12 protein-coding genes are annotated in these 14,388 nt (G+C 55.9%); 10 read left to right on the forward strand and 2 right to left on the reverse strand.

The annotated features are described in order from the left end of the window. Positions 1-20: 20 nt before the first annotated feature. Positions 21-1,049 carry a patatin-like phospholipase family protein gene (locus Q9Q94_RS13260; protein ID WP_305980572.1) on the forward strand — a complete coding sequence of 343 codons (1,029 nt, stop codon included), beginning with the start codon at positions 21-23 and terminating at the stop codon, positions 1,047-1,049. Between the two features lie 19 nt (positions 1,050-1,068). On the opposite strand, the gene Q9Q94_RS13265 is transcribed toward Q9Q94_RS13260, so the two are convergent. Continuing rightward, a complete protein-coding gene (locus tag Q9Q94_RS13265; RefSeq protein ID WP_305980573.1) occupies positions 1,069-3,645 on the reverse strand; it encodes a [protein-PII] uridylyltransferase in 2,577 nt (858 codons plus the stop codon). Between the two features lie 3 nt (positions 3,646-3,648). After that, a complete protein-coding gene (gene map, locus Q9Q94_RS13270) occupies positions 3,649-4,488 on the reverse strand; it encodes a type I methionyl aminopeptidase (protein ID WP_305980574.1) in 840 nt (279 codons plus the stop codon). 298 nt (positions 4,489-4,786) lie between these two features. Here map and rpsB point away from each other — a divergent pair, with 298 nt between their 5' ends. The 9 genes from rpsB (at position 4,787) to bamA (ending at position 14,378) form a co-directional block, all read left to right on the forward strand. Continuing rightward, positions 4,787-5,536: a 30S ribosomal protein S2 gene (gene rpsB / locus Q9Q94_RS13275; protein WP_305980575.1), complete on the forward strand. Its 750-nt coding sequence runs from the start codon at positions 4,787-4,789 to the stop codon at positions 5,534-5,536. A 95-nt stretch (positions 5,537-5,631) separates the two neighbouring features. Further along, positions 5,632-6,531: a translation elongation factor Ts gene (gene tsf / locus Q9Q94_RS13280; protein WP_305980576.1), complete on the forward strand. Its 900-nt coding sequence runs from the start codon at positions 5,632-5,634 to the stop codon at positions 6,529-6,531. A 14-nt stretch (positions 6,532-6,545) separates the two neighbouring features. Further along, positions 6,546-7,259 carry a UMP kinase gene (pyrH, locus tag Q9Q94_RS13285; RefSeq protein WP_305980577.1) on the forward strand — a complete coding sequence of 238 codons (714 nt, stop codon included), beginning with the start codon at positions 6,546-6,548 and terminating at the stop codon, positions 7,257-7,259. A gap of 11 nt (positions 7,260-7,270) precedes the next feature. Next, on the forward strand, positions 7,271-7,828 hold the full coding sequence (gene frr, locus Q9Q94_RS13290) for a ribosome recycling factor (RefSeq protein WP_305980921.1): 558 nt from the start codon (positions 7,271-7,273) through the stop codon (positions 7,826-7,828). A gap of 34 nt (positions 7,829-7,862) precedes the next feature. Beyond that, complete coding sequence (gene uppS / locus Q9Q94_RS13295; protein ID WP_305980578.1) at positions 7,863-8,630, forward strand: polyprenyl diphosphate synthase; 768 nt, start codon at positions 7,863-7,865, stop codon at positions 8,628-8,630. An 11-nt stretch (positions 8,631-8,641) separates the two neighbouring features. Then, positions 8,642-9,466 carry a phosphatidate cytidylyltransferase gene (locus Q9Q94_RS13300; RefSeq protein ID WP_305980579.1) on the forward strand — a complete coding sequence of 275 codons (825 nt, stop codon included), beginning with the start codon at positions 8,642-8,644 and terminating at the stop codon, positions 9,464-9,466. A 15-nt stretch (positions 9,467-9,481) separates the two neighbouring features. Then, complete coding sequence (gene ispC / locus Q9Q94_RS13305; protein ID WP_305980922.1) at positions 9,482-10,678, forward strand: 1-deoxy-D-xylulose-5-phosphate reductoisomerase; 1,197 nt, start codon at positions 9,482-9,484, stop codon at positions 10,676-10,678. Continuing rightward, positions 10,675-12,033, forward strand: a complete 1,359-nt coding sequence (rseP, locus tag Q9Q94_RS13310) for an RIP metalloprotease RseP (RefSeq protein ID WP_305980580.1) — start codon at positions 10,675-10,677, stop codon at positions 12,031-12,033. Before ispC ends, rseP begins: the two co-directional genes overlap by 4 nt. Next, the gene (bamA, locus tag Q9Q94_RS13315) at positions 12,033-14,378 is read left to right on the forward strand and encodes an outer membrane protein assembly factor BamA (RefSeq protein WP_305980581.1); all 2,346 of its coding nucleotides are present in this window, start codon (positions 12,033-12,035) and stop codon (positions 14,376-14,378) included. The genes rseP and bamA overlap by 1 nt, the downstream gene beginning before the upstream one ends. Positions 14,379-14,388 lie beyond the last annotated feature (10 nt).

A 14,388-nucleotide genomic window follows, 5' to 3' on the forward strand; every position in this document is an offset into this window, starting at 1 on the left:
CAAGCAGCCGGTTCACCCTCATGTTTGCGCATCGTGATTCCGCTTCGCCGTCCCTGAATCTGGCCCTGCAAGGTGGTGGGGCGCACGGGGCTTTCACTTGGGGCGTGCTGGATGCGCTGCTGGAGGATGGACGTTTCCGGTTTGACGGCATCAGCGGAACCAGTGCGGGTGCGATGAATGCCGTGGCGCTGGCCAACGGCTGGGTGCAGGGCGGGGCAGAGGGCGCACGTGAATGCCTCGCGAAGTTCTGGGAGGGGGTGGCTTTGATGAGCAGCCCGGATCTGCTGCCTCCGGTACTCGACTCCTCGCTGATGACGCCCGGCACCGCCTGGATGATGCAGCTGACACGCTGGTTTTCGCCCTATCAGCTCAATCCGATGGACCTGAATCCGCTGCGTGATCTGGTGGTGGAGCTGTTTGATTTCGAGCGTCTGCAGCGAGAGTCACCCTTTGAGCTGTTTGTCGCAGCGACGCATGCCAATAGCGGGCATCTGAAGCTCTTCCGCAATGCGGACCTGAGCGCGGATGCCCTGCTTGCCTCGGCGTGCCTGCCAAGCGTGCATCACGCCATCATCATCAATGGCGAGCCCTACTGGGATGGGGCTTACGCAGCCAATCCGGCCGTGTTTCCGCTGTTCCGGTTCTGCGACAGCCGGGATGTGCTGATCGTGATGCTGGCGCCCCTGTTGCATGAGCGTACGCCGCGCGGCGCCGAAGAAATCCAGCAGCGCACCCTTGAACTGGGTTTCAATAATTCATTTCTGCGCGAGATGCGCCTGTTGGCGGCGATGCGCGACATGGCGGAGGAAAGCGGCTGGCTCAGTGGCTCGCTGGAGCAGCGTCTGCGCAGTGAGCGTTTTCATCTGATCGAAGGTGAGGCGGCGCTGGGGAGTCTGGCTGCGACCAGCAAGATCGTGGCGAATCAGGCTTTTCTGCATCGCCTGCGGGATGCCGGCCGTGTGAATGCCAAACGTTGGCTGGTTGTACATGGTCCGGCGGTGGGGCACCGGCCCAGTGTGGATATCCACAAGCTGTTTCTGCCCCAGTGAGCCGGCGATTGTCGGTCGCTCAGATTTTCAGGCGCTCGATCAGGGCGGATTCCAGTTGTACGGTTTTTGCGCTGTTGCCCAAGTCCGGGCTGCTGACGAGGAAGGTGTCTTCTGCTCGCTCGCCCAGCGTTGCAATCTTCGCGGTGTGCAGGTTGATGTGATGCTCGGTGAGGGTTTTTGCAATCAGAAATAGCAGGCCCGGCCGGTCTGCCGCGACGACCGACAGGATGAAATGCTGGCCGCGCTCGTCCGGTTGCAGACTGACGGAAGGGGCGATCGGAAAGTGCTTGAGCTGGCGTGACAGGCGGCCGGCGGCTGGAGCATCAATGGGTGCTTCGCTGCGCAGCTTTTCGCTCAGGCCATGTTCAATCAGGCTGATCACATCGCGATAGTTGCCGTTTTCGTTCGGGTCCATCACCACGAAACTGTCCAGCGCGTAGCCGTTGCCGGTGGTGTGAATCTTGGCGTCGACGATGCTGTACCCCATGCGTGCAAAGAAGCCGCAGAGCCGCACGAACAGATCGTTCTGGTCGCGGGTGTAGACCATGACCTGGATGCCAGTGTCGACCTGGCTCGGGCGTGCTTTCACCACGGGCTCTTCGCTGCGCGGGCGGTAGTAGAGCATGCGGGTGTGCCAGGCGATCTCATCGGCATCGTGGCGCAGGAAATAGAGGGTATCCAGCTCTTTCCAGAAGGTTTCTTCCGTGCCGCTGCGCAGACCGAAGAAGCGCAGTTTTTGCCGTGCGACTTCCTGGCGCTCGGAGATGCCCAATAGCTGATCAGGCGTATTGCCGCGCAGCAACTGGCGCGTGGCGAGAAACAGCTCCTCGAGCAGTTTGGCCTTCCAGCCGTTCCACACCTTCGGGCTGGTGCCACGGATGTCTGCATGGGTCAGGAGATAGAGGGCGGTGAGGCGGCGCTCGGTCTTGACCAGTGCGGCAAAGCGATGGATGACATCCGGGTCGGCCAGGTCCTGTTTCTGCGCCACTTGTGACATGGTCAGGTGGTGCTGCACCAGCCAGACAACCAGTTCGATATCGTCTTTCGCCAATCCGTGTTCGCGGCAGAAGCGGCGCGTATCAACCATGCCCAGTGTGGAGTGGTCGCCACCGCGGCCTTTGGCGATGTCATGGAACAGGGCTGCAATGAAAATCAGCCAGTAGCGGTCGAATTCATTGATCAGCCGCGTCATCAGCGGGTATTCGTGAGCGTGCTCCTCCATCACGAATCGGCGTACGTTGCGCAGCACCTGCAGGATGTGCTGATCGACCGTGTAAACATGGAACAGGTCGTGCTGCATCTGGCCGACAATGCGGCCGAATGCCGGGATGTAGGTGCCGAGGATGCTGTACTGGTTCAGCCGGCGGAATTCGTGGGTCTGGCCACGCGGCTCCTGCAGAAGGCGCAGAAACAGTTCCCGGTTGGCCGGGTCACGGCGGAAAGCCGGCGTGATCAGGCTGCGTGCGTGCCACAGGGCCCGCAGTGTCCGGACCGTCATGCCCTTGAGCTCGGGGCGCTGCTCCATGAGCAAAAAGCTCTCCAGGATCGCACTCGGCGTGCGTTCGAAAACCTGTTCGTCGACGATGTCGAGCTGATCACCGACGCTGTGAAAGCGCTCGTTGATCGGCCGTGCCTCGTAAGCCGAGAGCGGCATGTACTGTGCGCCGAGATTCTGCAGCAGGATGGTGTTGAGCTGGGTGATTTTCTTGGCGGCAAGATAGTAGCGCTGCATCATCACTTCAGACGCGCGGCGTGCCTTGGTGGACTTGACGGCAAAAGCCCTGGCCAGTGCCTCCTGGTGATCGAATATCAGCCGGTCCTCGCGTCGTCCGGCGATGTAGTGCAGGCGTATGCGGACCTGCTGCATAAGACGTTCGTTCTTGCGCAGGGCGGCTACTTCTTCATGGGTGATCAGGCCGTGTCGGGCGAGGTCGCTCCAGCGGGTACCGAGGCCTGAGGCCAGGGCAATCCAGATGATGTTCTGCAGATCACGCAAGCCCCCGGGACTTTCCTTGCAGTTCGGTTCGACCGAATAGGGGGTGTGGTTGAAACGGTTATAGCGCTGCTCCTGCTCGGCGCGCTTGGCGTGAAAAAAGGCTTCAGGATCAAAGCAGCCTGTGGTGCTGGCGATAAAACGGCGATACAGGGAAAGGCTGCCTGTCAGGCGTCGGGATTCCAGAATGTTGGTCTGGATCGTGACGTCGCGGGATGCTTCTTCGACGCAAGCCTCGACGGTGCGTACGCTGTGTCCGATATCCAGCCCCAGGTCCCATAACTGGCCGATGAAGTGCTGGATGCGTTCGCCAAGCGCGTGATCCGGTTCGGCGGAGAGCAGTACGAGAAGGTCTACATCCGAATATGGATACAGTTCGCCACGACCGTAGCCGCCGACGGCGATCAGCGCTGCATCCGCCGGCAGACCTGCGTGTTGCCAGAGGTCGATGAGGGTGCTGTCGACCAGTCGGGCGCGACCGTGCAGCAAGCGGTTCGGGCTGGCATCAATTTCATAGGCTGCACGGAGCGCGCGTTGACCGTCTTGCAGGCGGCTGCGCAACGCGTCGAAAACCGCGCGGCCGGTTTCGGCAGGCTTGTTCACGGTTCAGGCTATCGGCGGATAGGTCGGGATGATGATGGGTTTATCGGCATACCAGTCCGGAGCACGGGGAGCGCCGGCGGAAAAAGTCAGTATTTCTGCGCCGGTCGCCGTGACCAGAATGGTGTGTTCCCACTGTGCCGAGAGTGAGCGATCTTTGGTCACGATCGTCCAGCCATCAGGCAGTTCCGAAATGGCGGCTTTGCCGGCATTGATCATCGGTTCGATGGTGAAGATCATGTTTTCCTTGATCTCGATGCCGGTGCCGGGGCGACCATAGTGAACAACCTGCGGGTCTTCGTGGAACTTGCGACCAATGCCATGACCGCAGAATTCGCGCACGACCGAGAAACCGGCGCCCTCGGCATGCTGCTGGATGGCGTGACCAATATCGCCCAGGCGCGCTCCGGGCTTGACCTGCGCAATACCCAGCCAGAGGCACTCCAGCGTGATCTGACACAGCCGTTTGGCCTGGATGCTGGCATCGCCAACGATGAACATGCGACTGGTATCGCCATGGAAACCGTCTTTGATGACGGTAATGTCCAGATTGACAATATCCCCTTTTTTCAGCGCCTTGTTGGCCGGGACTCCGTGGCAGACCTGATGGTTGATCGAGGTGCAGATCGACTTCGGGTAGGGCGAGTAGCCGGGCGGCGCGTAGTTCAGCGGGGCCGGAATGCATCCCTGTACGTTGACCTGATAGTCGTGGCAGAGACGATCAAGCTCCTCTGTGGTGACTCCCGGTTTTACAAAAGGCTCGATGTAGTCGAGGACTTCAGAGGCCAGGCGACCGGCGATGCGCATTTTTTCGATTTCTTCAGCGCTCTTGATGACAATGCCCATGCTGTATGTACGTTTGTTCTGTTAGGGGATGAACAAGGCTATCGTAGAAGGGCTGGGCGGGCAAATGCCTTCAGTTCCACGCAGGTGGCTTGGATCGGGTGTCTTGAGGCAGGAGCCTCCTCGCGCTATAATCGCTGGCTAAGTCCATGTCCGGACTTGGCTGGATGTGTGATTAAGCATCCGGAAATCCACACGTTCGTCGGAAATGGGTCTGTCTCCCGCGGGAGGCAGCTAGCGTGCAGGCTCTTGATCCTGCAGCACGGCGGGCGGAGGCTAACCCTGAAATTTGGAGTATCAAATGGCTGTAACCATGCGTCAAATGCTGGAAGCCGGTGTCCACTTCGGCCACCAGACCCGCTTCTGGAACCCAAAGATGGCCCCGTACATTTTCGGGCACCGCAACAAGATTCATATCGTTAACCTCGAAAAGACCCTGGCCAAGTACAACGAAGCCATGGCTTTTGTGAAGAAGCTGTCCGCCAATCGCGGCAATGTGATGTTTGTGGGCACCAAGCGCCAGGCTCGCGAGATTCTGGCTGAAGAAGCACAACGTGCTGGCATGCCTTTCGTTGACGAGCGCTGGCTCGGCGGCATGCTGACCAACTTCAAGACCGTCAAGGGTTCGATCAAGCGTCTGAAGGAAATGGAGCAGATGTTTGAAGACGGCTCCATCGAGCGTCTGTCCAAGAAGGAAGCCTTGCTGGCCAAGCGCGAGCTGGAAAAGCTGACCAAAAGCCTGGGCGGCATCAAGGATATGAGTGGTCTGCCTGATGCGATTTTCGTGATCGATGTCGGCTACCACAAGATCGCCATTACTGAAGCCAAGAAGCTTGGCATTCCGGTCATTGGCGTGGTGGATACCAACCATTCACCGGAAGGCGTGGATTATGTGATCCCGGGTAACGACGATTCAAGTCGTGCCATCCGTCTGTATGCACAAGGTGTGGCGGATGCCGTGCTCGAAGGCAAGAACAATGCGGTGCAGGATGTTGTTGCTGCCGTTTCTGACGATTTTGTCGAAGTTCAAGACGGCGCCGAACAAGCGTAACAACCGCATTGCAAGCTCGCCGTCGTGATTGCGTTTGCGCGGTTGCGGTGGCGAGTCTTTCGTTTTCAAGTCAATTTCAGAATTCAGGAGTAAGCATGGCGGCTATTACCGCAAGCATGGTTGCTGAACTGCGCGGCAAGACTGACGCGCCCATGATGGAATGCAAGAAAGCTCTGACCGAAGCCGATGGCGATATGGTCAAGGCCGAAGAAATCCTGCGCGTGAAGCTGGGCAACAAGGCCAGCAAAGCTGCTGCCCGTGTGACCGCTGAAGGCATTGTTGGTACTTACATTTCTGCTGACGGCAAACTGGCCGCTCTGGTGGAAGTTAACTGTGAGACCGACTTTGTTGCCAAGAATGACGACTTCCTGGCTTTCACAAAGAGCGTTGCTGAACTGGTAGCAATCCAGAATCCGGCTGACGTTGCCGCTGTTGGCTCGCTGGCTCTGGATGGTTCGACGGTCGAAGCCGTGCGTACGGCTCTGGTTGGCAAGATTGGCGAAAATCTGAGCATTCGCCGCTTCCAGCGTATCGAGGCCCAAGGCAAGGTCGCATCCTATATTCACGGCGGCGCCAAGATTGGCGTGCTGGTGGATCTGGTTGGTGGCGAAGAAGCCTTGGCCAAGGATATTGCTATGCACATCGCAGCTTCCAAGCCGAAGTCTCTGGATGCTTCAGGCGTTGATGCAGCACTGATCGACAGTGAGCGTCGTGTGGCGATCGAAAAGGCCAAGGAAGCTGGCAAGCCGGAAGCCATGATTGAGAAGATTGCTGAAGGTTCGGTCCAAAAATTCCTTCGGGATGTGACCCTGCTGGGGCAGGTTTTCGTGAAAGCTGAAGATGGCAAACAAACCATCGAGCAACTGTTGAAGTCCAAATCTGCTTCCATCGCATCTTTCTCCCTTTTTATCGTGGGTGAAGGTATCGAGAAAAAGGTGACAGACTTTGCTGCTGAAGTGGCTGCTCAAGCCGCTGCCGCTGCTCAAGCGCGCTGATCGGAGAACGAAAAATGCCCACTGCCTACAAGCGAATCCTGCTGAAACTGTCCGGTGAAGCCCTGATGGGCGACGGTGCCTATGGTATCGATCAAGGGGTCGTCTCCCGCATCGTGGCTGAGGTGGCAGAGATTTCGCGTCTCGGTGTCGAGGTTGGCATCGTGATAGGTGGTGGGAATATTTTTCGCGGTATGGCTGGCGCGGCTTCCGGAATGGACCGCGCCACGGCCGACTACATGGGCATGATGGCGACCATCATGAATGCGATGGCGCTGGGCGACGCGATGCGCGTTGCTGGTGTGGCTGCCCGTGTGCAGTCGGCCTTGAATGTTGAGCAGGTTGTTGAACCATACATCCGTAACAAGGCGATTCGCTATCTCGAGGAAGGCAAAATCGTTATTTTTGCGGCGGGTACGGGCAACCCGTTCTTTACCACCGACACCGCTGCCGCTTTGCGCGGTACGGAAATGGAAGCCGAGATCGTGCTCAAGGCGACCAAGGTGGATGGCATTTACAGCGCAGATCCGAAAAAGGATTCTGCTGCCACGCGGTTTTCGAAGATTTCTTTTGATGAAGCGATTTCGCGCAATTTGCAGGTCATGGATGCCACTGCGTTTGCATTGTGTCGTGACCAGAAGCTTCCTATCAAGGTTTTCAGCATTTTCAAACCTGGTGCACTGCTGCGTGTAGTCAAGGGTGAAGATGAAGGCACGTTGGTGCATATCTGAAGGGGTTTATGATGATTCCCGAGCTGAAGAAAACAACCGAACAAAAGATGCAGAAGTCGCTTGAGGCACTCAAGAACGACCTTGGCAAGGTGCGTACTGGTCGTGCTCATACGGGGCTGTTGGACCATGTGATGGTTGATTACTACGGAACCCCGACCGCCATCAATCAAGTGGCCAACGTAACGTTGCTTGATGCGCGAACGATCGGTGTTCAGCCGTGGGAGAAGAACATGGTTGCCAAGGTTGAAAAGGCAATTCGTGATTCGGATCTTGGCTTGAATCCGGCGACCATGGGAGATGTCGTGCGAGTCCCGATGCCCATGCTGACAGAGGAGCGCCGCAAGGATCTGATCAAAGTCGTGCGCAGCGAGGCAGAAAATGCCCGTGTGGCAATTCGTAATTTGCGTCGTGACGCCAACAACAGCCTGAAAGAAGCGGTCAAGGCCAAGGAAATTTCCGAGGATGACGAGCGCCGTACCCAGGATGATGTGCAAAAGCTTACGGATAAATACATTGCCGAGGCGGACAAGCAACTTGCTCAGAAAGAGCAAGAGCTGATGCAGGTTTAATGCGCGCGCCGCTCACTGAACGGTTCGCCATTTCATGTTATCAAGATTGATCAGCTCCACGCGTGGCATCCCCGAGCGTGGCGATGTGCCTCAGCACATTGCCATTGTCATGGATGGTAACGGTCGATGGGCGCGCCAGCGCTTTCTGCCGCGTGTTGCGGGGCACAAGCGCGGCCTTGATACGGTGCGCGATGTTGTCAAGCTGTGCATTGATCATGGAGTGGCGCATCTGACCCTGTTTGCCTTCAGTTCAGAGAATTGGCGGCGCCCCCAGGAAGAAGTGTCATTTCTGATGCAACTTTTCATGCAAGCCCTGCGTGAAGAGGTAAAAAAGCTTCACAAGAATAATATTCGTCTGCGCGTGATTGGTGACCTGTCACGGTTTGACGCAAAACTAGTGGAGACAATTTCCCAAGCCGAACAGCTGACTGCGGGGAATTCTGCATTGAGCCTGTCTATCGCTGCCAATTATGGCGGACGCTGGGATATTCTTAATGCCATGAATCAGATGCTGGCCGCCGACGATAGCAAGCGCAAAGGATTTTCCGAAGAAGATCTGGCTCCCTATCTGTGCTTGGCCAATGCTCCTGAGCCTGATCTTTTCATTCGCACGGGTGGCGAACAGCGAGTCAGCAATTTCCTGCTCTGGCAGCTGGCCTATACCGAGTTTTACTTTACCGATTGTCTGTGGCCGGACTTCAATAGCGCCGAGTTTGATCTGGCCATTGCTTCCTATCGTCAGCGCGAGCGGCGCTTTGGCCGAACAAGTGAGCAGTTGTCGAGTGTTCGACCTCAGGAATAACAGGATTAAAAATGCTGAAACAGCGTGTGGTAACCGCAGTATTGTTGGGTCTGGCTATCCTGTTCGCATTGTTTTTCCTGTCTGACTGGGCTTGGGGCTCCTTGATTTCTCTGGTTGTCGTACTGGCCTTGCATGAGTGGTGTGCCCTCGTAAAAATCAACCGGATTGGTCAGACTGTGCTGAGCCTGCTGTGCATGATTCCCATCATGTATCTTGCCGTGTTTCCTCCGGCTGCAGAGAGTGATGTGCTGATGTTGATCGGGGCTGGCTATGTTCTGAGTATTTCTTTCTGGCTATTGTCTGTACCGACTTTTCTGTATTTTCACATCGAGCCCGTAGGTTGGTACTGGCGTTATGGAGTTGCTGCAATTCTGACGGTTCCGAGCGGGATTGCATTACTGGAATTACGTCGGGCTGATTCCCTGCTGATGCTCGCCGCCCTTTTGCTTGTCTGTGTGGCGGATATTTCGGCGTTCTTTGTCGGACGTTCTTTTGGTAAACGCAAGCTGGCTCCCGAAATCAGCCCTGGGAAAACATGGGAAGGCGTGTATGGGGCGATTGGCGGCGTTCTCCTGTTCTGCGTGGGTATCTGGTTTTTTGTCCCGACGATCCACCAATCACTCGGTCTGATTTGGGTGATTGTGCTGGCACTGATATATGTACTGGTTTGCGTAATGGGCGATCTTTTCGAGTCTCTGGTAAAGCGCGAAGCTGGAGTCAAGGATAGTGGAGCCCTGTTGCCGGGACATGGCGGGGTATTGGATCGGGTGGATGCAATGCTGGCGTTTTTCCCGTTTGCAGGAGCTACCCTGTTGTTGCTTCAGTTGCTGGCTTGAGTGTGAGGCTGTGTGATGATAAGCAAGCAAGTGCTGACCGTTCTGGGTGCAACGGGTTCTATTGGATTGAGTACGCTGGATGTTGTCGCACGGCATCCCGAGCGCTACGAGGTCTTCGCGTTGTCTGCGCATCGACAGGTCGGAAAACTCGCTGAGTTGTGCCGTCGTTTCAGGCCCCGGCATGCAGTGGTTGCTGGCGAGCAAGAGGCTGTTGAGTTACGCCGGATGTTGTCTGATTTGCCGGCGCTTAGCATCATGTATGGTCCTGAAGCTCTGGGGCAGATAGCCTCCGCTTCTGAGGTCACGACAGTAATGGCTGCGATTGTTGGTGCTGCAGGTCTGGGCTCATCGCTTGCGGCGGCGCGTGCGGGGAAGCGAGTGCTGCTGGCCAACAAGGAGGCACTGGTCATGGCAGGGGACCTGTTCATCGCCAGCTTGAACCGGGCAGGGGGTTCTCTTCTGCCGATAGACAGTGAGCACAACGCGGTTTTCCAGTCGTTGCCGGCAGGTTTTGACTATGGCTTGAAGCATTGTGGTGTGCGTAAAGTAGTGCTGACAGCATCTGGTGGCCCTTTTCGTGAGACGCCTCTCGAAAAATTTGCTTTTGTCACCCCTGAGCAGGCCTGTGCGCATCCGAACTGGTCCATGGGGCGGAAGATTTCAGTCGACTCAGCCACCATGATGAACAAAGGGCTGGAAGTCATTGAGGCTAGCTGGATTTTTGGGGTTGAAGCAGAGCGGATTGAAGTGCTTATTCATCCTGAAAGCGTGATCCATTCGATGGTGCAATACGAAGATGGGGCCGTGCTTGCGGAGCTTGGTCACCCGGATATGCGTACGCCCATTGCGCACGCTCTTGCCTATCCGGAGAGAATCGCTTCGGGTGTGGCGAGCCTGGATCTGGTGAAAATCAGCAAGCTTTCTTTTGAAGCCCCCGACCTTTCCCGGTTCCCGTGTCTGCAGCTTGCCTATGACGCATTGCGCGCAGGCGGTAGCGCCCCGGCGATTCTGAATGCGGCAAATGAAGAGGCTGTGGCAGCCTTTCTGCAAGGCAATCTGCGGTTTGATCGCATTCCTGTCGTGATTGCGGAAACATTGGAGCAGGTACCTACGTGCCCGCTTTCCTCTCTCGAAGAAGTGTTTCATGCAGATGCCCGTGCGCGGGACGCGAGCCGCCACCTTCTGGCACGTGAACGTGCCTTTTGCGCATGAATTCCATCTTCTACATGGCAGCCTTCTTGCTGGCGATCGGCATCCTGATCGTGGTGCATGAGTTTGGCCACTATCTGGCCGCACGTTTGTGCGGAGTTCGGGTGCTGCGTTTCTCGTTGGGTTTCGGCCCGGCATTGTGGACACGAATAGCCGGAAAGGATCGCACTGAATGGACACTCTCGGCGGTTCCCCTTGGTGGCTATGTAAAGATGCTTGACGAGCGTGAAGCGTCAGTAGATGCCCATGAGTTGCATCGCGCTTTCAATACTCAATCTCTGTTGAAACGCTGTTTCATCGTCGCTGCCGGCCCGGTGTTCAATTTATTGTTGGCAGTGGCGATCTACTGGGGAATAGCGTGCGTTGGTGGCCGGGATATGGGGCCACAATTGGGGAGGATCGTTGCCGGTTCTCCAGCAGCTCAAGCCGGTCTGCTTGAAGGAGACATGATATTGCGCTTTGGTGAGCGGGATACCCGAGGCTGGAGTGACCTGCGCTGGGCTGTCATGCGCAATGCACTGCGGACTGATGAGGTGACCGTTACGGTGCGTCACGCAGACGGGGGGCTGGACGATGTGCGACTGGCCTTGAGCGGGGTGAAAATTGAGGAAAAAGCCGCCGATCCAATGCAGCAGCTTGGGCTCAGCATACGCCCGACGCTGCCTGCTGTCCTCGGCCAGCCCTTGCCTGGAGGGGCTGGTGCACAAGCCGGTTTGCGAGCAGGAGACCTAGTGCGCAGTGTTGATGGCAAGCATGTGCAGTACTGGCATGAGCTGGTTGAGTTGATTGCTGCTGCCCCTAGGCGTCCTTTGCTGTTTTCCGTCGAGCGGGACGGTGCTTTGGTCAATGTGAGTGTCACCCCGGAAGGCGTGGGGCCGGCGCCCCAGCGAGGCCTCATTCGTGTTCCTCAGATCAATGATGAGGCTTTTTTTGTGAGTCACATGACTGAGATTCGCTATGGCCTTCTTGCCGGCGCTGGCTACTCTGTCCGTCACACGGCAGACATGGCGATTTTTCAGCTTCGCGCCATGTGGCATATAGCGACTGGAAAGATGTCTTGGCGAAACATCAGCGGTCCTGTTTCGATTGCCGATGCGGCAGGGCAAAGTGCCAAGACGGGGGTTGATGTGTACCTGGGGCTGATTGCCGCATTGAGCGTTAGTCTTGGTGTGCTTAATCTCCTGCCTATCCCGATTCTGGATGGGGGGCACATACTGTATTATGTGATCGAGCGTATCCGGGGACGGGCTTTGTCGGCGGCCGCTGAGGCGTTTTCGCAGCGGGTTGGTCTGGCTATTCTTGCTTTGCTGATGTCTCTGGCTTTTTTTAACGATCTCAATCGGGTTCTCTTCGGCTGATGTCCAAGACTTTCACTGCAATTCAGATCGGGGTGCTGGCGCTCCTGTCTCCTCTGGCATTTGCCTACTCTCCGTTTGTTGTCAAGGATATCCGTGTAGAAGGGATCCAGCGGACCGAGGCAGGGACTGTATTCAATTATCTGCCGATTCGGATTGGCGATTCCGTTGGTGAAGATCAGGTAGCTAAGGCAGTCAAAGCCCTGTATGCAACCGGTTTCTACCGCGATGTACGCATTGATGTCGACAAGGATGTTCTGGTTGTGATCGTTGATGAGCGACCCGCCATTGCACAGGTTGATTTCTCCGGGAACAAGACGTTTGATTCCAAAGATCTTCTGAAAGGTCTGAAGGAAATCGGGGTCGTCGAATCCCGTACGTTTGATCGCTCCCAGCTTGACAAGGCGGAGCAAGAGATCAAGCGGCTGTATCTGACCCGCAGCTATTATGGTGTGTCGGTCAAAACCACTGTATCGCCGCTGGAGCGAAATAGGGTTGCCATCAATTTCGAAATCATTGAAGGCGATGTTGCGAAGATAAAGAGCATCCGCGTCATTGGTGCGAAGGCTTTTCGTGAAAGCCGTCTGCTCGATCTGATGACACTCGAGGAGTCAGGGGGGGTGTTTAACTGGTTCCGCCACGACAAGTATTCAAAGCAGGAATTGCAAGCCGACGTCGAGGAGTTGAAATCGTGGTATCTGGATCGCGGGTACCTGAATTTCGCCATTGAGTCGACACAGGTTTCCATTACCCCCGACAAGAAAGACGTTTACATATCCATTGCGATTAATGAAGGAGAGCAATACAAAATCTCTTCCGTGAAAATGGCTGGCGAATTGCTGTTGCCTGAAGCGGAGCTTCGCAAGCTGGTGACGCTTAAAAGCGGAGAGATCTATTCGCGTTCGCGAGTTAATGAGACAACCCGAATCATTTCGGATCGCTTGGGGAACGATGGTTATGCGTTTGCCAATGTTAATGCAGCGCCGGAACTTGATGAAGAAAAAAGAGAAGTGGCACTGACTCTTTTCGTCGATCCGGGACGTCGTGCCTACGTTAACAGGATCAATGTCGTGGGCAACAACCGTTCTCGTGACGAAGTGATACGGCGTGAAATGTTGCAGATGGAAAGTGCTTGGTTTGATCGGCAGAAAGTAGATCGTTCCAAGGTTCGTGTTGACCGCACCGGTTTTTTTGAGGATGTGTCCATCGATACTGTCCCGGTCACGGGGGCTGCAGATCAAGTGGATCTCAATGTCAGCGTGAAGGAACGTGCAACGGGGTCACTGTCGCTGGGTGTTGGTTATTCGGCAAGTGAAAAACTGGGTTTGATGGGCTCCATCGCCCAGAACAACCTGTTTGGTTCCGGTAATGCGTTGTCGTTGTCCGTCAATACAGGCAAGGTCAATCGAGCTGCTACGATTTCGTTTGAGAATCCATACTGGACAGAGGATGGAGTAAGCAGGGGCTTTGACGTGTACTCCCGCCGCACGGACACCCGATCTCTGGCCGTGGCTGGTTACAAGTCCGACTCTCTAGGAACCGGTATCAGATTCGGAGTGCCGATTGCTCTGGACGATCGGGTCTTCCTTGGCCTGTCTGTTGATCAAACTAAAATTGAGACTTACTCTGACAGTCCTCAGTTGTATAAGGATTTCATCAAGGAGTTCGGGTGTAAATCCGCAGATGATTGCACCAAGACTTCGGTCACAACTGCCACCTTGTTGTCTACGCTTGGCTGGATGAGTGATAAGCGAAACAGTGCAACGTATCCGACTAGCGGAACGTATCAGCGCTTCAATTTTGAACTGGCCATTCCCCCCGCGGATATGCGATACGGACGCCTGAGTTATCAGTGGCAGCGCTATATTCCGCTCACCAGCACCTATACTTTAATGTTCAATTCCGACTTCGGTTTTGCTGAAGGTTATGGAGGCAAGCCGGTGCCTTTTTACAAGAACTATTATGCTGGTGGGATTGGTACCATCCGGGGCTACAAGGATAATTCCATCGGGCCGAAATCTGAGTCCTTTTACTCCGATGGATCGACGTCTTCGGTTGCGTTGGGCGGCACTCGGCGTGCTACTGGCGGGCTTGAGTTTCTCTTTCCCATGCCCGGGGTGAAGGAAAAGGACCGGAGCCTGAGACTGAGTGCGTTCCTAGATGCAGGCATCCTCTGGGATGACAAATATTCCAGCTTCACCGTGTCCGATATTCGCTACAGCACTGGGTTCGGGATGAGCTGGTTGTCCCCGATCGGCCCGTTGAAATTCAGCCTTGGTTTCCCGCTGAGGAAACAGACTGGAGATGAGGTGCAACGCTTCCAGTTCCTTATCGGATCGGTCATGTAGGAGTGATGGC

It is taken from the genome of Uliginosibacterium sp. 31-16, assembly GCF_030730865.1.
GTDB lineage: Bacteria > Pseudomonadota > Gammaproteobacteria > Burkholderiales > Rhodocyclaceae > Uliginosibacterium.